Source organism: Streptomyces sp. B21-083, from assembly GCF_036898825.1.
In the GTDB taxonomy this organism is placed as follows: Bacteria; Actinomycetota; Actinomycetes; order Streptomycetales; family Streptomycetaceae; genus Streptomyces.
This window is the reverse complement of sequence record NZ_JARUND010000002.1, coordinates 113990-137285: the sequence shown is the minus strand read 5'-3', so window position 1 is coordinate 137285 and position 23296 is coordinate 113990. Positions and strand designations below refer to the sequence as shown.

Sequence of the window (23296 nt, the reverse complement as noted above, 5' to 3'; positions counted from 1 at the left end):
GACTCGGGCCATCCGAAAAGAGCCAACTTCTCTCAGCCCCGCGCGGTCGCCCGGGTGTCGCGGTCGGCGCTATCGAAACGATATGCCGGGCTGGGAGAGTTCTTCTCGTGGCTCGGGTGTTTTCCATTCAGTGGAAAGCCGGGATGCTGGAAGTGGAGAAAATGGCTTATAAGGACGGAGTCGATCCGCGTACGGCGATTGCGGTCATCGGTTACTCCTGCCGACTGCCCGGCGCGCCCGACCCGGAGACCTTCTGGCGGCTGCTCGCCGCAGGCCGGCACGCCATCACCGAGGCGCCGCCCGAGCGTTGGGACGCCGATGCGATCTCCGCGGCCGCCGACGCGCCGGACGCCGAACGTGTGCGCTGGGGCGGCTTCCTCGACCGGGCCGACCACTTCGACGCCTCCTTCTTCGGCATCTCCCCGCGCGAGGCCACGGCCATGGACCCGCAGCAGCGTCTCGTACTGGAACTCGGCTGGGAGGCGCTGGAACACGCCGGCACCGTTCCCGCCAACCTGGCAGGCAGCTCGACCGCCGTGTTCGTCGGAGCCACCGCCGACGACTACGCCATCCTGCGCGCCCGACTCGGCGCCGCCGGGATCACGCGGCACACGGCGGTCGGAACGCAGCGCACCATGATCGCCAACCGGCTCTCCCACGCCCTCGCGCTGCGGGGACCCAGCCAGACCGTCGACTGCGGCCAGTCCTCTTCACTGGTCGCCGTCCAACTGGCCTGCGAGAGCCTGCGCGCGGGCGACTGCACCGCCGCCGTGGCCGGCGGCGTCAACCTCAACCTCGCCCTGGACGCCGCACTCGTCGCCGCCGGCTCCGGGGCCCTCTCCCCGGACGGACGGTGCCACACCTTCGACGCACGGGCCAACGGCTACGTACGGGGAGAGGGCGGCGCACTGGTCGTACTCAAAACCCTCGACCGGGCGATCACCGACGGCGACTCGATCCGGTGCCTGATCCTCGGCGGCGCCGTGAACAACGCCGGCAACGCCTCCGCCGGGCTCACCGTGCCCGACGAGAGCGCCCAGCGCGAGGTGATCCAGCTCGCCCACCGACGGGCCGGGACGGAACCCGACCAGGTGCAGTACGTCGAACTGCACGGCACCGGGACGAAGGCCGGAGACCCCGTCGAGGCGGCCGCCCTCGGCGCGGCGCTCGGTACCGCGAGGACGCCCGGCCGGCCACTGGCCGTCGGCTCCGCCAAGACCAACGTCGGCCACCTGGAAGCCGCGGCCGGTGTCGTGGGCCTGCTCAAGGTGATCCTTTCCATCGAGTACCAGGCCCTTCCGCCCAGCCTCAACTTCACCGCCGCGCCCCCCGCGCTGCCCCTGGACCGCCTCAACCTCACCGTCCAGCGGGAACTCGCCCCCTGGCCGCACGACGACCTGCCCAGGACGGCCGGGGTGAGTTCCTTCGGCCTGGGCGGCACCAACTGCCACCTGGTGCTGTCGGACTGGTGCGGCCGTGGAACACCAGTCGTGGAACCCGATCCGTCCACCGCCACACTGCCCGTCCCCGTGACCCTCTCCGGCCGCGACGAACCCGCCCTGCGCGCCCAGGCGGCCCGCTTGCTGCGCCACCTCGCCGACCGCCCCGAACTCGCCCCCGGTGAGATCGCGTACTCCTGTGTCGCGACCCGCACCCACTTCACCCGGCGCGCGGCCGTTCTCGCCGTCGACCGCGACGACCTGCTCGCATCGATGGCGGCCCTCGCCGAAGGCCGCCCCGCGGCGCGCGTACTGGAAGGCAGCGCGCGCGAGGGGGGCCTCGCCTTCCTGTTCACCGGGCAGGGCAGCCAGCGGCCCGGCATGGGAGCCGCGCTGCACGCGGCGTACCCCGTGTTCGCGGACGCCTTCGACGCGGCCTGTGAGCAACTGGACCGCTTCCTCGACCGGCCACTGCGGGACCTGATCTTCGACGGCGACGGCACCCCTGACGCCGCCCTGCTCGACCGGACCGTGTACACCCAGCCTGCGCTCTTCGCTTTCGAGAGCGCCCTCCACCGGTTGTTGGAGCACTGGGGACTGAAGCCGGACGCGGTGCTGGGCCACTCCGTCGGCGAACTGGTGGCGGCACACGCGGCCGGCGTGTGGGACCTCCCTGACGCCTGCGCGCTCGTCGCGGCCCGCGGCCGGCTGATGCAGCGGCTGCCCGAAGGCGGCGCCATGGTGTCCGTCCAGGCCTCCGAGGCGGAACTGCGCCCCGACCTGGCCGGCGAGGAGCACCGGCTCGCCGTCGCCGCGCTCAACGGGCCCGCCTCGACGGTGCTCTCCGGCGACGAGGACGCCGTGCTCGGCCTCGCCCGGCGGTGGCGTGACCGGGGCCGAAAGACCAGGCGGCTGCGCGTGAGCCACGCGTTCCACTCACCGCACATGGACGGCATGCTCGACGACTTCCGCCAGGTCGCCGAGAGTCTCACCTATCGGCCGCCGCACATCCCCGTCGTCTCCAACCTGACCGGCAGGGCAGCCAGCGACGAGGAACTCCGCTCGCCGGACCACTGGGTCCGCCACGCCCGCGACGCCGTCCGCTTCCTGGACGGAGTCAGGACCCTGCACGCCCGCGGCATCACGTTCCATCTGGAGATCGGGCCGGACGCGGTGCTGTCCTCCATGGCCCGCGACTGCGCGACCGACGGCGCCGACCAGGTGTTCGTGCCCACCGTCCGGGCGGACCGCGACGAGGTGTCCACCCTCGTCACCGCACTCGCGCAGCTGCACATCAGCGGTGTTCCCGCGGTTCTGGACCGGGTACTCGCCTCCCCGCGCGCCCGTCGTGTCGCCCTGCCCACCTACGCCTTCCAGCGCCGGCGGTACTGGCTGGACACGACCGGCGCACAGCTCCCGCGGCTGCCCGCCGGCCGGACGTCCACCGGCGCGCCCGAAACCCCGGAACTCCCGGCAGCCGACGCGACGACCGTCCGCCCGGCCGCCCCGGCATCGGCCGACGGCGGCCGACGTCCCGAACCGGCCGAGCTGGTACGTACCCACATCGCCCGTGTCCTCGGCCACGACTCGCCCGACGCGATCCCTGTCAGCACCTCCTTCAACGAACTCGGCTTCAGCTCCCTCATGGGCGTCGAACTGAGCGACCTCCTCAGCCGGGCCACCGGCACGCGCCTGCCCAGCACCCTGATCTACGACCACCCGACACCCGAGGCGCTGATCCGGTACGTGCGGAACTCGGCCGAGGATCAGACGCCGGGCCCCGACGCATATCAGCCGGCTGGTGTGGGTGAGGCGGTGGCGGTGGTGGGGATGGCGTGTCGGTTGCCGGGTGGGGTGGGTTCGCCGGGTGAGTTGTGGGAGTTGGTTCAGGCGGGTCGGGATGGTGTGTCGGGGTTTCCGGTGGACCGGGGTTGGGATGTGGAGGGGTTGTTCGATCCGGATCCGGATCGGGCGGGGACGTCGTATACGCGTCATGGCGGGTTTTTGCATGGGGCGGCGGAGTTCGATGCGGAGTTTTTCGGTATTTCGCCGCGTGAGGCGTTGGCGATGGATCCGCAGCAGCGGTTGTTGTTGGAGTCGGCGTGGGAGGCGGTGGAGGGGGCGGGGATCGATCCGCACTCGTTGCGCGGCAGCCCCACGGGAGTCTTCGCCGGCACCTTCACCTTCAGGGACTCCGGCACCGGCGGCACTCTCCCCGACTCCTCCGAGGGGCGGCGGTTGACGGGTGGCGCGGCGAGCGTGTTGTCGGGTCGGGTGGCGTTTTCGTTGGGGTTCGAGGGTCCTGCGGTGACGGTGGATACGGCGTGTTCGTCGTCGTTGGTGGCGGTGCATTTGGCGGTGTCGTCGTTGCGGGCGGGGGAGTGTTCGCTGGCGTTGGCGGGTGGGGTGACGGTGATGTCGTCGCCGGGGACGTTTGTGGAGTTTTCGCGGCAGCGGGGGTTGTCGGTTGATGGTCGGTGTCGTTCGTTCGCGGCGTCGGCCGGGGGGACGGGCTGGGCGGAGGGTGTGGGGCTGCTGGTGTTGGAGCGGTTGTCGGATGCCCGGCGTCATGGTCATCGGGTGTTGGCGGTGGTGCGGGGTAGTGCGGTGAATCAGGACGGGGCGAGTAATGGGTTGACGGCGCCGAGTGGGCCGGCGCAGGAGCGGGTGATCCGGGCGGCGTTGTCGTCGGCCGGGGTGACTGCGGCTGATGTGGATGTGGTGGAGGCGCATGGGACGGGGACCCGGTTGGGGGATCCGATCGAGGCGCAGGCTTTGTTGGCGACGTATGGACGGGAGCGGTCGGGTCAACGGCCTTTGTGGCTGGGGTCGTTGAAGTCCAATATCGGGCATGCGCAGGCGGCGGCCGGGGTGGCCGGTGTCATCAAGATGGTCGAGGCGATGCGGCACAGGGTGTTGCCACGGACGTTGCATGTGGATGCGCCGACGCCGTTGGTGGACTGGGCTTCGGGTGGTGTCGAGCTGCTGACTGAGCAGCGGGAGTGGATGCCGGTCGAGGGGCGTCCGCGTCGGGCGGGGGTGTCGTCGTTCGGGATCAGCGGGACCAACGCCCACCTCATCCTGGAAGAAGCACCCCCGAACTCCGCCCCCGTACCCGACGCGGGACCCGGGCTTTCTCCCGGGACGGTGCTGTGGCCGTTGTCCGGCCGGACCGAGCAGGCGCTACGGGCACAGGCCCGACGGTTGAGCGCACACCTGAGCGCGACGCCACGGGCCGCGATCGCCGACGTCGGCTTCTCGCTGGCCACCACACGTGCGGCGCTGGAACACCGGGCGGTAGTGGTCGGCGACGACCCGGACCGCATGCTGGCGGAACTGACCGCGCTGGCGGGCGGCGAGTCGTCGTCCCGTGTCCCGCAGGGTGTGCCGAAAGGCGGAAAGACGGCGTTCCTCTTCACCGGGCAGGGCAGCCAGCGCGTGGGCATGGGACGCGAACTCCACGCACGTTTCCCCGTGTTCGCCCAGTCGCTGGACGAGATCTTCGAGGAGTTCGGTGACCGCCTCGGACGGCGGCTGCGTGACGTCGTCTTCGCCGCGACGGGCTCGCCGGAAGCCGCCCTGCTGGACCGGACCGTGTTCACCCAGGCCGGCCTGTTCGCGGTCGAGGTGGCCCTCTTCCGGCTCGTCGAACACTTCGGAGTACGCCCGGACCGGGTGGCAGGACACTCCGTCGGTGAACTGGCGGCTGCCCACGCCGCCGGGATGCTGTCGCTGTCCGACGCGGTGACGCTGGTCTCCGAACGGGGCCGCCTGATGGACGCGTTGCCCGAGGGCGGCGCCATGGTCTCGGTCCAGGCACCCGAGGAGGAGATCGCCGAACTGTTGCACGGCCGGGAGACGCGGGTCGCGCTCGCCGCCGTCAACGGCCCACTCTCCTGCGTGCTCTCCGGCGACGAGGACACGGTCATGGAGATCGCCGCCGAACTGGCGGCGCGCGGACGCAGGACCAGGCGACTGCGGGTCAGCCATGCCTTCCACTCACCGCGTATGGACCCCATGCTGGACGAATTCCGCCGAGTGGCCCGGGGCCTCGACCTGTCGGAACCCGCCGTACCCCTGCTGTCTGCCATGACAGGGCGACCCCTCGCCGGGCAGGAAACCGTCCCCCGGGACGGTGCACAGCAGGCGGACCACTGGGCCCGGCACGTCCGGGAGACAGTGCGGTTCGCCGACGTCGTACGGGCCCTGCGGGCGGATGGGGTGACGACGTTCCTGGAGATCGGACCGGACGCCGTACTGACCGCCATGGGCCGTGACTGCATCCCCGAGCACGAGCACGAGCACGAGCACGAGTCCGAGTCCCGGGACCGCGACGCGCACACGGAGTTCGTTTCCCTGCTGCGGCGTGACCACCCCGAGGACCGAACGCTCGCGGAGGGGCTCGCCCGGCTCCACGTACGCGGCATCGGCCCCGACTGGACGGCCGTGTTCACCGGAACGGGCGCCCGCCGCGTCGACCTGCCCACCTACGCCTTCCAGCGCAGGCGTTACTGGCCGGCCGCCGGCCCGCTCACCACCGGGGACGCGCCCGCGCTGGGGCTCGGTGCCGGCGGTCATCCCCTGCTCGGTGCCGCTGTGCGACCGGCGGACTCCGACACGCTCCTGCTCACCGGGCGGCTGTCCCTGGAGACGCATCCCTGGCTCGCCGACCACACCGTCCTCGGGACCGTGCTCTTCCCCGGCGCCGGGCTCGTGGAACTGGCCCTGCACGCCGCTCGCCGTACCGGCTGCGAAATGCTGGACGAACTGACCCTGCAGGCGCCGCTGGAACTGCCGGACGAGGGCGCCGTAGAGCTTCAGGTCCAGGTGGCGGGCGCCGATGCCGACGGCCGACGGTCCGTCACCGTGCACACCCGGCCCGCGGCGGCACCGGCCCGTGGGGGGAGCGGAGAGGCGGATGGCGGCGACTGGACGCTGCACGCCGCCGGGGTGCTCACCCAGGCCGGCGGGGCCATGACCGACGCCCATGCCGACGCCTTGACGAACTGGCCCCCCGAGGACGCCGAGGAGGTGGACCTGACCGGCTGGTACGAGTCGCTCGCCGCCCAGGGCTTCGGCTACGGCCCCGCCTTCCGCGGACTGCGCAACGCGTGGCGACGCGGCACGGAGGTCTTCGCCGAACTGGCCCTCCCCGAGGAGCAGGTCGACCTCGCGGCCGGCTACGGGCTGCACCCCGCGCTGCTCGACGCCGCCCTGCACGCCATCGAACTCGGCGCCCTGCCCGGCGGAGACGGAACCCGCCTGCCCTTCGCGTGGAGCGCGGTGCGCCTCGCCACGGCCGGGGCCACGGCGGCCCGCGTCCGACTGGCACCCGTCGGCCCCGACGCGGTCACCATCACCTTCGCCGACGCGGCCGGCCGTACGGTGGCGTCGATCGGCACGCTGTCGCGGCGGCCGGTCACCGCCGAGCAGCTCCGGACCGCCGTGCGCGGTGGACGCGACCCGCTGTTCCGGGTGGAGTGGGTTCCGCTGCCCGACCCCGTCGGCTCCCGTCCTGAAGTGTTCCCCGGTCGGTGGGCGGTCGTCGGAGAGGCGCATGACCTGGCCGATCTGGCCGACCTGGCCGAGCCGTCGGCGGTGGCCGGTACGTATCCGGACCTCGCCGCGCTGGCCGAGGACGGGGGCAGCGAGGCAGACGTCCCGAGCGTCGTCCTGGCCCCGCTGACCGGCCCCGCTGCGGACGGTGCGGACGGTACGGACGCGGTGCACGCCGCCGGGCGGGCCCTGGCCCTGGCTCAGGGCTGGCTGGCCGACGAGCGTTTCGCCACCTCCCGCCTGGTCGTCGTCACCCGGGGTGCCATCGCCACCGGGCCGGACGAGGACGTGCCGGACCTGGGACACAGCTCCGTCTGGGGGCTGGTCCGCTCCGCGCAGACCGAGCACCCCGACCGGATCACCCTGCTCGACCTCGACGACGAACCCGCCTCCCGGCGAACACTGACGGCAGCCCTCGCCGCCGCGGAAGCCACGGGCGAAGCCCAACTCGCCCTCCGCGCCGGACGCGTGCTCGTCCCTCGGCTGACCCGCGCCTCGACACCCGCGTCGGCCGAGACACCGTGGCGGGCCGACGGCACCGTACTGATCACCGGCGCGACCGGCGCACTGGGCGCCGCCGTGGCCCGTCACCTGGTCACCGAGCACGGCGTACGCGATCTGCTGCTCGTCGGCCGACGAGGTGACGCGGCCCCAGGCATCACCGAACTGCGGGCGGAGCTGGCCGAGTCGGGGGCCAGGGTCACCATCGCCGCCTGTGACGTCGCCGACCGTACGGCTCTGGCGGCACTGCTCGACACCGTGCCCGCCGACCGTCCGCTGACGGCCGTGGTGCACGCGGCCGGTGTCCTCGACGACCGCGTGTTCGACGCCCTCACACCCGAGAGCCTCACAGCGGTGCTCCGACCGAAGGCGGACGCCGCCCGGCACCTGCACGACCTCACCCGTGAACTCGACCTGACCGCTTTCGTCCTCTTCTCCTCCGTGCAGGGTCTCCTCGGCGGCGCGGGACAGGCCAACTACGCGGCGGCCAACACCTTCCTGGACGCCCTGGCACACCACCGGCGGGCCCGTGGCCTCGCGGCCACCTCACTCGCCTGGGGCCCGTGGGCGGAGGGCGGTATGGCGGCCGGGCTCGGCGACGCCGACCGCCGCCGGTTCGCCCGCGTGGGCATCCACGCGCTCACCCCCGACCAGGGGCTGCGGCTCCTCGACGCCGCGCTGGCCTCCGGCGCCGCCTGCCCCGTACCAGTGGCCCTCGACACCGCCGCACTACGGACCGCGGGACCGGGCGTACCCCCGTTGTTGCGCGGGCTCGTCCCGGTGCCCACCCGGGGTACGGCAGGGCAGGGCGCGCCTACCGAAGCCCCCGGCGACCGTCTTGTGGCCCGGCTCGCCGGACTCGACGCGACCGCCCAGGAGAAGCAACTGCTCGCCCTGGTACGGACCGAGGTCGCCGCCGTCCTGAACTACGACCGCGCGGAGAACGTCGACACGCGCCGGAGCTTCAAAGAACTCGGCGCCGACTCACTCAGCGCCGTCGAACTGCGCAACCGGCTCCGCAAGGCGACCGGACTGCCGCTGTCCGCGACCGTCGTGTTCGACCACCCGACACCCACCGCGCTGGCCGGGCGGCTGTGGTCCGAACTCTTCCCCGCCGCCAACACCGACACCGAAGCCGGTACTGACACAGAAGACGGGGGAACAGGGGCCCGCGCGGAGGCAGCGGAGGCACTGGTCGCCGAAGAGGAACTGATCGACGCCATGGATGTGGCGGAGCTGGTCCGTATGGCCCGCGAAGGCATCGAGTCCTGAACAGCACCGGGAGAAGGAAGCTCATGACCCGAACGCCGTCTTCTTCGACACCGTCCTCACCTTCCTCGCCGTCGTCTTCGCCCGCCTCCGACGCGACCGTCGTGGCGGCACTCAGGGACGCCCTCAAGGAAACCGCCCGGCTGCGCCGCGAGAACCGGCAACTCCAGGCTGGTGTGGGTGAGGCGGTGGCGGTGGTGGGGATGGCGTGTCGGTTGCCGGGTGGGGTGGGTTCGCCGGGTGAGTTGTGGGAGTTGGTGGAGTCGGGTCGGGATGGTGTGTCGGGGTTTCCGGTGGACCGGGGTTGGGATGTGGAGGGGTTGTTCGATCCGGATCCGGATCGGGCGGGGACGTCGTATACGCGTCATGGCGGGTTTTTGCATGGGGCGGCGGAGTTCGATGCGGAGTTTTTCGGTATTTCGCCGCGTGAGGCGTTGGCGATGGATCCGCAGCAGCGGTTGTTGTTGGAGTCGGCGTGGGAGGCGGTGGAGGGGGCGGGGATTGACCCGCACTCACTGCGCGGCAGCCGCACCGGAGTCTTCGCCGGAATCATGTACCACGACTACGGACCCCCGCTGCACATACCCGCCGGAGGCGTCGACGGGCAACGGCTGACGGGTGGCGCGGGAAGCGTGTTGTCGGGTCGGGTGGCGTTTTCGTTGGGGTTCGAGGGTCCTGCGGTGACGGTGGATACGGCGTGTTCGTCGTCGTTGGTGGCGGTGCATTTGGCGGTGTCGTCGTTGCGGGCGGGGGAGTGTTCGCTGGCGTTGGCGGGTGGGGTGACGGTGATGTCGTCGCCGGGGACGTTTGTGGAGTTTTCGCGGCAGCGGGGGTTGTCGGTTGATGGTCGGTGTCGTTCGTTCGCGGCGTCGGCCGGGGGGACGGGCTGGGCGGAGGGTGTGGGGCTGCTGGTGTTGGAGCGGTTGTCGGATGCCCGGCGTCATGGTCATCGGGTGTTGGCGGTGGTGCGGGGTAGTGCGGTGAATCAGGACGGGGCGAGTAATGGGTTGACGGCGCCGAGTGGGCCGGCGCAGGAGCGGGTGATCCGGGCGGCGTTGTCGTCGGCGGGTGTGACTGCGGCTGATGTGGATGTGGTGGAGGCGCATGGGACGGGGACCCGGTTGGGGGATCCGATCGAGGCGCAGGCTTTGTTGGCGACGTACGGGCGGGAGCGGTCCGCTGACCAGCCTTTGTGGCTGGGGTCGTTGAAGTCCAACATCGGGCATGCGCAGGCGGCGGCCGGGGTGGCCGGTGTCATCAAGATGGTGATGGCTCTTCAGAAGAGCGCGCTGCCACGGACGTTGCATGTGGATGAGCCGACGCCGTTGGTGGACTGGGCTTCGGGTGGTGTCGAGTTGCTGACTGAGCAGCGGGAGTGGGTGGCGGTCGAGGGGCGTCCGCGTCGGGCGGGGGTGTCGTCGTTCGGGATCAGCGGGACCAACGCCCACCTCATCCTGGAAGAAGCGCCCTCAGAGTCCTCCGCGCACCCGGTTCCAGCTGCGAACCCCGTCCCCGACACCTTCCCGGTGCCGCTGGTGCTCTCCGCCCGCACTCCGGACGCCCTGCGCGACCAGGCGCGCCGGCTGCTGCCGCTCCTCCGGGACACCGCCGGGCCCGCCGCTCGCGACCTCGGCTTCTCTCTCCTCACGTCCCGTTCACTGTTCGACCGGCGGGCGGTGGTCAGCGGGGACCGGCGGATGATGGAGGAGGGGCTCGCAGCGCTGGCCACCGGGGCGCCCGGCGCTGACGTGGTGGAGGGCGAGGCGTCCGCCACCGGACCTGTCGTCTTCGTCTTCCCCGGTCAGGGTTCCCAATGGGCCGGTATGGCAAGGGAGTTGCTCGACGAGTCGCCGGTGTTCGCGGCCCGGATGGCGGAGTGCGAGCAGGCGCTCGCACCCTTCGTGGACTGGCCGTTGCTGGATGCCGTGCGGTCGGGCAGTGCGTGGGACCGCGTGGATGTGGTGCAGCCCGCCCTGTTCGCGGTGATGGTGTCGCTGGCCGAGGTGTGGCGGTCGTACGGAGTCGTACCGGACGCCGTCGTGGGCCACTCGCAGGGGGAGATCGCCGCCGCCGTAGTGGCGGGCGCGCTGTCTCTGGAGGACGGGGCCAAGGTCGTCGCCCTGCGCAGCCAGGCGCTGGCAGTGCTCGCCGGACGCGGCGGCATGGTCTCCGTGGCCCTCCCGTACGACCGTCTGACGGACCTCCTCGCCGACCGCCCCGGGCTGTCGATCGCCGCCGCCAACGCCCCCTCCGCCGGGGTGGTGTCCGGTGACCCCGACGCGCTGGCCGCGTTGCTGACGGACTGCGCCGCAGAGGGCGTACGGGCCAGGCGTATCGACGTGGACTACGCCTCGCACTCCGCCCATGTGGAGGAGATACGCGGGGCGCTCCTGAAAGCCCTGACCGGACTGCGGCCCACGGCCGCCCAAGTGCCGCTGTACTCCACCGTGGAGGGCGGGGGCTGGCTGGACACCGTGACGATGGACGCCGAGTACTGGTACCGCAACCTGCGGGCCACCGTGGCGTTCGCACCGGCCGTCCGTACCCTCGCGGAGTCCGGCTACACCGGATTCATCGAGGTCAGCCCGCACCCGGTGCTCACCATGGCCATCGAGGAGACCGTCCAGGAGACGGGCCACGACGCCGCCGTACTCGGTACCCTCCGGCGCGGCGAGGGCGGAATCCGGCGCCTGCGTCACGCGCTCGGCGAGGCCTTCGTACGCGGGCTCCCCGTCGACTGGAAGCCGGCCTTCGCGGACACCGGCGCCCAACTGGTGGACCTGCCCACCTATCCGTTCCAGCGCAGCCGTTACTGGCTGGAATCGCCACAGGCACCGGGCTCCGACACGCCGGCCGACGACACGCTGTGGCAGGAGATCGAGAACGAGGATTCCGCGGCCCTCGCCGACACCCTGGGCGTCGACCCGGACGCGGCGGGCGTAGTGCTGCCAGCCCTGACCGCGTGGCGCTCCGAGCGGATACGGGGACAGCGCGCCGACAGCTGGCGCCACCGTGTGGGCTGGCGCCCGCTGACGCTCGCCCCGAGGGCACCGCTGTCCGGGCGGTGGCTCGTCGTCCTTCCGGCGCCGGACAGCGGCGGCGGCGCCGACGTACTGGCCGCGCTGACGGCGGCCGGTGCCGAACCGGTGCCTCTCGTCGTCTCCGGCCTCGACCAGGACCGGGAATCGCTCGCCGCCGCTGTGCGTGCCGCGTCCGCCGAGGAGCCTGTGGCGGGCGTGCTCTCGCTGCTGGCCGAGGAAATTCGCCCGCACCCCGCCCAACCCGACGTGCCCGCCGGGCTCTCGCTGACCCTTGCCCTGGTCCAGGCGCTCGGCGATACGGGGACGCAGGCCCCGTTGTGGTGCGCGACCCGAGGCCTGGCGGCCGTGGGCGGGGGCGAACGGACCGGGGAGAGCGTGCAGGCCGCCGTCGCCGGACTGGGCCGGACGGTCGCGCTGGAACGGCCCGACAGCTGGGGCGGCCTCGTCGACCTGCCCGCCGTACTGGACGAGCGGGCGGGGGACCGGCTCTGCGTGGTCCTCGCCACCGTCACCGACGAGGACCAGGTCGCCGTACGTTCCGCCGGGGTGTACGGCCGCCGTGTGCTGCCGGTGAAACCCGGTGGCGGCCGTACTGCCGGCCGGGTCGGCGAGGGCACCGTACTGATCACCGGCGGCACCGGCGGGGTGGGCGCCCAGGTCGCCCGGGAGCTGGCCGGGCAGGGGGCGACCCACCTGCTGCTGCTCAGCCGTCGCGGACCGGCGGCCCCCGGCGCGAACGAACTGTCCGCCGAACTCACCGCGCTCGGCGCGCGGGTGACTGTCGCCGCCTGCGATGCCGCCGACCGCGCGCAACTGGCGGCGGTCGTCGCCGCGATCCCCGTGGAGGAACCCCTCACCACGGTCGTCCACGCCGCCGGAGTCCTCGACGACGGCACCCTCGACGCCCTCGACCCGGCGCGCCTCGCCACCCTGATGCGCGTCAAGGTCACCGCGGCCCGCGCCCTGCACGACGTCACCGACGGCCTCGGCCTGACCGACTTCGTCATGTTCTCCTCCTTCATGGGCGTCCTCGGCAGCGCGGGCCAGGGCAACTACGCCGCCGCCAACGCCGCGCTCGACGCACTGGTCGCCGAACGCCGGGCCGCCGGACTGCCCGGCACCTCCATCGCCTGGGGTGCCTGGGCGGGCGGCGGCATGGTCGACGACGCGATCGCCGACCGGCTGCGCCGCCTCGGCATCAGCCCCATGGAACCCACGGCGGCCGTCCGCGCCATGACCGCCGCCCTCGCGGACCACGACGAGCTCTGTGTCGTCGCCGACATCGACTGGCAGCGCTACCGCGAGGCCGTCGGCCTGCGTTCCACGGCACTGCTGAGCAGCCTGCCGGGCGCCGTCGCTCCCGGCGCGCGTACACCGGAGCGGGCCGAACCGGAGGGACGGGTGGGCGGGCAGCTGGCCGCTCTTCCGGCCGCCGAGCGGTCCCGCCACATCACCGACCTCGTCCGCACGCACGCCGCGACGGTGCTGCGCCACCGCGCCGCCAGTGACATCGCCCCCGGCCGCGCCTTCGCCGAACTCGGCTTCGACTCCCTCACCGCGGTGGAACTGCGCAACCGGCTCGGCTCGGCCACCGGACTGCGGCTGCCCACCACCCTGCTCTTCGACCACCCGACACCGCAGGCACTCGCCGCCCACCTCCTCGCCGAACTCGCCCCGTCCGGCCCCGACACGCAGCTTTCCGAGAGCCGGGCGGCCCTCCCCGCCGGGCCGGCCGACGACGACCCGATCGCGATCATCGGTGTCGGCTGCCGGTTCCCCGGTGCCGTCCACGGCCCGGACGCCTACTGGCAGTTGCTCTCCGAGGGACGGGACGTCATCGCCGACTGGCCAGTGGACCGGGGCTGGGACACCGAGGGCCTCTACGACCCGGACCCCGACCGGCCCGGCACCACCTACAGCCGACGCGGCGGATTCCTGCACGGCGCCGCTGGCTTCGACGCCGCCTTCTTCGGGATCTCACCCCGCGAGGCGCTGGCCATGGACCCGCAGCAGCGGCTGCTCCTGGAGACCTGCTGGGAGACCGTCGAACACGCCGGCATCGACCCGACCTCACTACGAGGCCGCCCGGTCGGTGTGTTCGTCGGCACGAACGGCCAGGACTACCCCGCCACCCTCGACGGCGCCCCCGGTGTGTCCGAGGGACACATCATGACGGGCAACACCGCCAGCGTCATGTCCGGGCGGATCTCCTACGAACTGGGCCTGGACGGGCCCGCCCTGACCGTGGACACCGCATGCTCCTCGTCGCTGGTGACCCTGCACCTGGCCGCCCAGGCGCTGCGGCGCGGCGAGTGCGCCCAGGCACTGGCCGGGGGTGTCACCCTCATGAGCACGCCCAAGCTGTTCGTGGAGTTCAGCCGCCAGCGCGGACTGGCGCCGGACGGCCGCTGCAAGGCGTTCGCCGCCTCAGCCGACGGCACCGGCTGGGCCGAGGGCGTCGGAATGCTGCTCCTGGAACGCCTCTCGGACGCCCGCCGCCACGGCCACCGGGTGCTCGCGGTGCTCAGCGGCACCGCCGTCAACCAGGACGGCGCCAGCAACGGCCTGACCGCGCCCAACGGACCGGCACAGCAGCGGGTCATCCGGGCCGCGCTCACCGACGCCCGGGTCACGGCCGCCGAGATCGACGCCGTCGAGGCCCACGGCACCGGCACCCGGCTCGGCGACCCCATCGAGGCCCAGGCCCTCCAGGCCGTGTACGGGGCCGGGCGGGCGCCCGACGGGCCGTTGTGGCTGGGATCGGTCAAGTCCAACATCGGCCACACCCAGGCGGCCGCCGGCGTCGCCGGAGTCATCAAGATGGTGCTCGCCATCCGCCATGCCGAACTGCCCCGGACCCTGCACGCCGACGAACCCAGCACCCACATCGACTGGGACACGGCAGGCCTGCGGCTGCTCACCGAGCCCACACCCTGGCCGGAGACCGGCCGGCCGCGCCGGGCGGGAGTCTCGTCGTTCGGCATCAGCGGGACCAACGCCCACGTGATCGTCGAACAGGCGCCTGTCGTGCACGAGCACGAGAAGACGCGGGACGCTTCCGGCACGGGCACGGGCACGGGTACGGCCGACCTACGTGCGACGGACACCGACGAGCCCGTGAACGGTGCTCATGGCCAGGCCCGCCGACCCCGGGCCCGGACACTGCCGCTGCTGCTCTCCGCCCGTACCCCCGCCGCGTTGCGCGCCCAGGCCGCCCGGCTGCTCGACCACCTCGACACGCACCCCGGCACCCCGCTGCCCGACGTGGCCCTGGCCCTCGCCCGGGGCAGGGCCGCGCTGGAGCAGCGGGCCGCCGTGCCCGGGCACGACGAGACGGTCGCCCGCCGCGCGCTGGAGGCGCTGGCCGCCGGATCACCAGCCCCGGAACTGGTCACCGGCCTCGCGGCACCCGGACGTACGGTGCTCCTCTTCCCCGGGCAGGGCAGTCAGCGCGCCGCCGCCGGAGCCGGGCTGTACCGCGACGAGCCGGCATTCGCCGACGCCCTCGACGACGTACTGGCCCACCTCGCCCCCCACCTCGATGTCCCGTTGCGCGACATCCTGTTCGCCGCGGAGGGCACCGAGCAGGCGCTGCTGCTGAATCGCACCCGGTACACCCAGCCCGCACTGTTCGCCCTGGAGGTGGCGCTGTTCCGGCTGCTGGGCCACTGGGGAGTCGTCCCGGACGTGCTGATCGGCCATTCGGTCGGCGAACTGGCCGCCGCGCACGTCGCCGGCGTTCTGGACCTGCCCGACGCCTGCGCGCTGGTCGCCGCCCGCGGCCGGCTGATGGACGAACTGCCCGAAGGCGGCGCCATGGTGGCCGTCGAGGCCGGCGAGGAGGACGTCCTACGAGTCCTCGGCGACCTGGCCGACAGTGGCACGGCCTGCATCGCGGCCGTCAACAGCCCGACGGCCACCGTGATCAGCGGCGACGAGGAGGCCGTGCTGGGCGCGGCCGAGGAGTTCCGCCGCCAGGGACGCAGGACCAGGCGGCTGCCCGTGAGCCACGCGTTCCACTCCGCCCGGACGGACGGCATGCTCGACGCGTTCCGCGAGGTGGCCGAGGGCCTGTCGTACGCCGAGCCCCGGATCCCCGTCGTCTCCGATCTGACCGGCGCGCCCGCCTCCGCCGCCGAGTTGTGCTCCCCGGAGTACTGGGTGCGGCACGTGCGCGGCACCGTGCGGTTCATGGACGGCGTACGCCATCTGGTGGCCGAGGGGGCGACGACGTTCCTGGAGGCCGGGCCGGGCGGAGTGCTCTCCGCCCTGGTGCCGGCGTGCCTGCCGCAGGACAGTCCCGGCGGGCCCGGCGTGGTGGCGATCCCGCTGCTGCCCAAGCGGCGGCCGGAGGCGCCCTCGGTCGTCGCGGCCCTGGCCCGGCTGCACGTCCGGGGTGTTCCCGTCGACTGGTCCGCCGGTCGCGGGGAGGCGCCGGACCGGCATGTCGACCTGCCCACCTACCCCTTCCAGCACGAACGGTTCTGGCCACGCCCGGCCGAAGGCAGGAGCACAAGCGGCCCGGACGGCTCCGACACCTTCTGGGACCTGGTCGGCACGGCCGACGTACCCTCGGTCGCCTCGCTGCTGGGCCTCGACGAGGCGGCGCCGCTGGGTGACGTACTGCCCGCGCTGGCCGCCTGGCGTTCGCGGCGGGACGAGGAGTCGGCCGCCGCCCGGCACCGGTACCGCGTCGACTGGCAGCCCTTGGGGGTGCCCGACCGCACCCGGTTGTCCGGCATCTGGCTCCTGGCTGTGCCTGACGACCCCGCCGTCACGGAGACGGCCGCCGCCGTAGAGCTGGCCCTCGTGGAGCACGGCGCCGATGTGTCCGTCGTCCAGGTCGGTGTCGGCACCGGGCGCGTGGAGCTGGCCGAGCGGCTCCCTGCCGGGGCCGCCGGAGTGCTCTCCCTGCTCGCCCTGACCGACCGGCCCGACCCGCACCACGAGCCGCTCGGCGCGGGGCTCGCCCTCACCCTGACCCTCCTCCAGGCCCTCGGGGACACCGGTGGCCGGGCCCGACTGTGGTGCGTGACCTCAGGTGCGGTCCAGGCGGGACAGGACGCGCCGCCGTCACCCGCACAGGCCCGCGTGTGGGGGCTCGGCAGGGTCGCCGCCCTGGAACACCCCGACCGCTGGGGCGGCCTGGTGGACCTGCCCGAGCGGGTCGACCCCGCCGCGCTGCGCGGGCTGTGCGCCTACCTGGGGAGTGCGGGCGAACCCGACACCGACACGATGAACGGGCTCGCGGGTGAGGACCAGATCGCCGTCCGCCCCTCCGGCCTGCTCGGCCGACGGCTGGTCCCGGCTGCTCGCGTCGCGGAGGGAGCGCACGGTGCCGGGGCGGACGGTCCCGCTCCGGAAGACCTCGGCGCCCCCGACGACGCCGTACGGTCCGTCACCGGCCGGCGCCCCCACGGCACCGTCCTGATCACCGGCGGCACCGGCGGAATCGGCCGTCACGTCGCCCGCTGGCTGGCCCGGGAGGGTGCCGGGCACCTGGTGCTGGCCGGGCGGCAGGGACCCGCCTCTCCCGGGGCGGCGGCACTCGCCGCCGAACTGGAACAGTCCGGCGCCCGGGTCACCCTGGCGGCCTGCGACCTCGCCGACCGGGCCGAGATCGCCGCCCTCCTCGAACGGCTCCGGACGGCCGGGGACACCCCGCGCGCGGTCTTCCACGCCGCGGGCACCGTCTCCGACACCCGCACCGAGCACTGCACACCGGAACTGCTCCGCTCGGAGCTGGCAGCCAAGGCCGACGGCGCCGACCACCTCGACGAACTCCTCGCCGACGAACCGCTCGACGCCTTCGTCCTGTTCTCCTCCATCGCGGGTACCTGGGGCAGCGGCGGCCAGGCCGCCTACGCCGCCGCCAACGCCCATCTGGACGCCCTCGCCGCCCGGCGCAGGGCACGCGGGCGCACCGCGCTCTCCGTGGCCTGGGGCCCCTGGGAGGGCACCGGCATGGCCGACGGCGACGCCGGCGCCGGGCTGCGCCGCCACGGACTCGTCGGCCTGCGGCCCGAGGAGGCGCTGACCGCGCTCCGTCAGGCGCTGGACGCGAAGGACACCCATGTGGTCGTCGCCGACGTCGACTGGGGAAGGTTCGTCCCTGTCTTCACCTCCGGGCGCCCCAGCAGACTGCTGCGGTCGCTGCCCGAAGCCGCCGAGGAGTTCGCGGCGACGCCGCCCGAGAACACCTCGGCCCTACCGACGGACCAGGCCGGCCAGTGGCGCGACCGGCTCACGGCCCTGCCCGAGGCGGAAGGCAACCGGCTCCTCGTCGAACTGATCACCGCCGAGGCGGCGGCGATCCTCGGCCACACCTCGGCCGAGCGGGTCGACCCCGACCGCCCGCTGCGCGACATCGGGTTCGACTCCATCACGGCCGTCGAACTGCGCAACCGCCTCGTCACCGGCACCGGATTCGGCCTGCCCGTCACCGCGCTCTTCGACCACCCCACGGCGACCGACCTCGCCCGGCACATCCGCGACGGCCTCGCGGGCACCGCCCGGCCCGCCGAAGGCCCGGACATCCCCGCGCCCCGGCCCGCGACGGCCGACGACCCTCTCGCGGTGGTCGCGATGGCCTGCCGTTTCCCTGCCGGCGTGCGCAGCCCGGAGGACCTGTGGCGGCTGGTCACCGAAGAGGTGGACGCCATCGGCGCCTTCCCCGCCGACCGCGGCTGGGACCTGGACGCGCTGTACGACCCCGACCCGGGCAGGCCGGGCACCTTCTACACCTGCGGCGGCGGATTCCTCGACGGCGCGGGCGACTTCGACGCAGGCTTCTTCGGGATCTCGCCCCGTGAGGCGCTCGCCATGGACCCGCAGCAGCGGCTGCTCCTGGAAACCTCCTGGGAAGTCCTCGAACGAGCAGGGATCGACCCACTGTCGGTCCGCGGCAGCCGGGGCGGGGTCTTCGTCGGCGTCGCCTCCCAGGGCTACGGCACCGGTCCCGGCACACCCTCCGACGGAGTCGAAGGACACCTGCTCAGCGGCAACGTCACCAGCGTGGCGTCCGGCCGGATCGCCTACACGCTCGGCATCGAGGGCCCGGCGGTCACCCTCGACACCGCCTGCTCCTCCTCGCTGGTGGCCCTGCACCTCGCAGGTCAGGCACTGCGCTCCGGCGACTGCTCCTTCGCGCTCGTCGGCGGCGCCGCCGTGATGGCCGCCCCGGACGTGTTCGTCGAGTTCAGCAAGCAGGGAGGCCTCTCGCCCGACGGCCACTGCCGCTCCTTCGCCGACGGCGCCGACGGCACCGGCTGGGGCGAGGGCGCCGGAATGATCCTGGTCGAGCGGCTCTCCGACGCCCGACGCCTCGGCCATCCCGTCCTCGCCGTCGTCCGGGGTACGGCGGTCAACCAGGACGGCGCCAGCAACGGGCTCACCGCCCCCAACGGCCTCGCCCAGCAACGGGTGATCCGCCAGGCGCTCGCCCACGCGGGCCTCACCACAGCCGACGTCGACCTGGTCGAGGCGCACGGCACCGGCACCGTCCTCGGCGACCCGATCGAGGCACAGGCGCTGCTGGCGACGTACGGCCAGGACCGCCCCGCGGACCGCCCGCTCTGGCTGGGCTCGCTGAAGTCCAACCTCGGCCACACCCAGGCCGCGGCGGGCGTGGCCGGACTGATGAAGACCGTGCTGGCCATGCGGAACGGGCTGCTGCCCAGGACCCTGCACGCCGACGACCCCACAACCCAGGTCGACTGGTCAGGCGGAGCCGTCAGGCTCCTCGCCCGGGCCCGCCCCTGGCAGACCCCGGGCCGCCCCCGCCGCGCCGGCGTCTCGGCATTCGGCATGAGCGGCACCAACGCGCACGTCATCCTGGAGGAAGCCGCTCCGGAAGGCGCCGAGGCGTCCGGTGCGCGTCCGGCCACCCTGCTGCCGGTCGCGGCAACGGAGGCGGCCGAGCCGACCGACGTCCGGACCTCCGACTTCCCGTCCGATGCCGGCCTGCGCGGCACATCTCCGTCGCCCGCGCTGCCATGGCTGATGTCCGCCCGCTCGGCGACGGCCCTGCGCGAGCAGGCCGCGCGACTGCGCGCCCACCTCACAGAACGGCCCGAACTGGAACCGGCCGACATCGCCCACTCGCTGGCGACCACCCGGTCCGCCTTCCCCCATCGCGCCGTCGTCGTCGGAAGCGACCGTACGGAACTGCTGGACGCCCTGGAGGACCTGGCCGGCCGGAAAGCCTCGTCCGGCGCCGTCGAGGGGCACGCCCGCAGCGGCGGCCGTACCGTCTTCGTCTTCCCGGGTCAGGGTTCGCAGTGGGTGGGTATGGCGGTGGGGCTGCTGGACTCCTCTCCGGTGTTCGCGGAGCGGGTCGCGGAGTGTGAGCGTGCGCTGTCGCCTTATGTGGACTGGTCGTTGAGCGCTGTGTTGCGCGACGAGCCGGACGCGCCGTCGTTGGACCGGGTGGATGTGGTGCAGCCGGTGCTGTTCTCCGTGATGGTGTCGTTGGCGGCGTTGTGGCGGTCGTACGGTGTGGAGCCGTCGGCCGTCGTGGGACACAGCCAGGGTGAGATCGCCGCCGCGGTGGTGGCGGGGGCTCTGTCGCTGGAGGACGGCGCAAAGGTCGTCGCCCTGCGCAGCCGGGCCCTCGTCGCGCTGGCCGGGGCCGGTGGCATGGTGTCCCTCGCCGTCTCCGCGGACCGGGCCCGCGCCCTGCTGGCGCCCCAGGGCGACCGAGTGTGCGTGGCCGCGGTGAACGGCCCCGACGCGGTGGTGGTCGCCGGGGAACCGGCCGCCCTGACGGACCTGCTCACGGCCTGCGAGGCCGAGGGGGTACGGGCCCGGCGTATCCCGGTCGACTACGCGGCGCACTCGGCCCAGGTGGCCCAGGTCCGCGACGACCTGCTCGACGCCCTGGCCGACGTACGGCCGCACACGGGCGGGACACCGCTGTACTCCACGGTGACCGGCGAGCCCATCGACGGAGCGCTGCTGACCGCCGAGTACTGGTACCGGAACCTGCGTGAACCCGTCGAGTTCGTGCGGGCCACCACCCACCTGCTCGACGCCGGATTCGACCTCTTCGTCGAGGCGAGTCCGCACCCCGTGCTCACCGCCGGTGTCGAGGGAACCGCGGAGGAAGCGGGCCGGACCGTCACCGCCGTAGGGACACTGCGCCGCGACGACGGCGGCTCCGCACGGTTCCTCGCCTCGCTCGCCGAGGCCTGGACCACCGGCGCGGAGGTGTCCTGGCCGGACGTCCTGGACCGGGCCGTGCCCGGCGCCCGCCGCGTCGCCCTGCCCACCTACGCCTTCCAGCGGACCCGCTTCTGGCTGCCCACGCCGGGCCGGACCGTGCGGACGGCGACCGCTGCGGGGCGCGAAGACGCCGCACAGGACCGCTTCTGGGCGGCCGTTGACAGCGAGGACCCGGCCGGTCTCGCCGCCGCCCTCGGCGCCGACGCCGACCGCACACCGGACGGCTTCGCCCCGGCACTGCGCGAGGTCCTGCCCGTGCTGTCCGGCTGGCGCCGGGCCCGGCTCGACGAGGACGCCGTACGGGCCCTCGGCTATCGCGTCCGCTGGCAGCCGGTGGCCGACCCGCCGCCCGCACCGCTCTACGGCGACTGGCTCCTCGTCGTACCCAAGCAGCACGCCGACGACCCGCTCGTCGGCGCATGCCACGACGCGCTGGGCCTCGGCGGCGTGCGGACCCGTACCGTCACCGTCGACGCGGGTGACGCCGCCCGTACGGCGCAGGACGTCGCCGAAGCCGTCGCGGACACAGCCCTCCCGCCGTCCGGCGTGCTGTCCCTTCTCGCCCTGGACGAACGTCCGGCCGTGGGCGGGTCCCTGGTGCTCGCCGGAACCGCCGCCACCCTCGAACTGCTGAGGGCCCTGGACGCCCTAGGGATCGACATCCCCCTGTGGTGCGCGACCGGCGGCGCTGTCGCCGTCCACCCCGACGAACGGCTCGTCCGCCCGGGCGGTGCCCAGCTCTGGGGGCTCGGCCGGGTACTCGGCCTGGAACAGCCACGGCGCTGGGGCGGCATCGCCGATCTGCCGCCAAGCCCCGGCCCCGACGAGGTACGCCGTCTCGCCGCCCTCCTCGCGGGCGGCTACGAGGAGGACCAGGTTGCCCTGCGGCCCACCGGCGCACACGCGCGCCGACTGGTCCACGCCCCTGCCACGAACGCGTCGGCGGGCCGCGACTGGACCCCCGCCGGGGGCACCGCCCTGATCACCGGTGACACCGGGAGACTGGGCGCGGACATCGCCCGCTGGCTGGCCCGGCGTGGCGCCCTGCGTGTCGCCCTGCACGGCGACCCGGCCGTGAGCCAGAACTCCATGGCGGCCCTGGGCCTCGAACTCGCCGCACTGGGCGTCGAGTTGACGGTGACCGCCGACCCGGAAGCACTGGCCGCGTCCCTGGCCGACGCGGGCGACGAGGCGCCGCTCACGGCCGTCGTCCACCTTGCGCGTGCCCACGACCCCGGTGCCTCGCTCGCCGAACTCACCCCCGAGAACCTGGACGACGCCCTGCGCTCCACCCTCGGCCCGGTGCTCGACCTCGACGCGCTGCTCGACGGCCACCCGGCCCCGGACTCCGTCGCCCTCGCCGTACTGCTCCCGCTGAGCGCCGTCTGGGGAGCCGCCCGCAGGGGCGCCGCCACCAGTGCGTACGCCGCCCTCGAAGCCCTTGCCCGCAGCCGCCGCGACGAGGGACACCGCTGGGTCACCCTGGCCCTCGGCGGTCAGGAACCCGCGCCCGCCGGCGCCGAGGCGGCGGAAGGCCCCCTCAAGGCGGACACGGTCACCGCCGCCCTGCAGCGGTCGCTGGACCACGACGAACCCGCCGCGATCCTCGCCGACGTCCGCTGGGACCTGATCGTGTCCGCCGTGCCCGACCCCCGCGCGCTGCGGCTGCTCAGCGAACTGCCGGAGGCGACCGCAGCCTCGGGCGCCTCCGGCGAGGCCGCCGACGGGACGGCCGACGCGGCCACCGAACTCACGGGCCGGCTCGCACCGCTGGACGAACCCGCCCGGCGCCGACTGCTGCTGGACCTGGTCCGCGACCACGCCGCCGCCGTCCTCGGACACACCGGCCGCCAGGCCGTCCCGGCCGAACAGGCGTTCTCCGCCGTCGGGTTCGACTCGATGCTCGCCGTGCGGTTCCGCAACCGGCTGCGCACGGCGACCGGCGTCGCCATCGCCGCGACCGTGGTGTTCGACCATCCCACCCCCACCGCCCTCGCCGACCACCTGTACGACGGTCTGTACGGCCGACCAGGACCAGCCACCCCCGCACTGGCCGAACTCCAGGCGCTGGAAGCGGCTTTGACGGCCGCCGACCCCCGCGCCGAGGGCGCCGACGACATCGGCGTGCGGCTGCAGAACCTCGTACGGGTCTGGGCCGGGCGCACCGCGCCGCAGGACGGACCGGCGGACGCCGACGTCATCGGCTCGGCCAGCGCCGACGAGCTGTTCGACCTTCTTGACAACAACTTCGGAATGGCCTGAGGAGCG

At 73.6% G+C, this 23296-nt stretch carries 2 protein-coding genes; both read left to right on the top strand.

The window, feature by feature from the left end; translation table 11 throughout:
• Window positions 1-143 precede the first annotated feature (143 nt).
• Window positions 144-8768 (top strand): type I polyketide synthase, encoded by an 8625-nt coding sequence (locus QA861_RS24700; RefSeq protein WP_334590765.1) that lies wholly within the window; start codon window positions 144-146, stop codon window positions 8766-8768.
• A gap of 101 nt (window positions 8769-8869) precedes the next feature.
• Window positions 8870-23290 (top strand): type I polyketide synthase, encoded by a 14421-nt coding sequence (locus tag QA861_RS24695; RefSeq protein WP_334594830.1) that lies wholly within the window; start codon window positions 8870-8872, stop codon window positions 23288-23290.
• The last annotated feature ends 6 nt before the right edge of the window (window positions 23291-23296 follow it).

Excerpts from the sequence above, each read along its gene's own strand:
- QA861_RS24700 (WP_334590765.1), top strand. The coding sequence starts at position 144 with ATGCTGGAAGTGGAGAAAATGGCTTATAAGGACGGAGTCGATCCGCGT.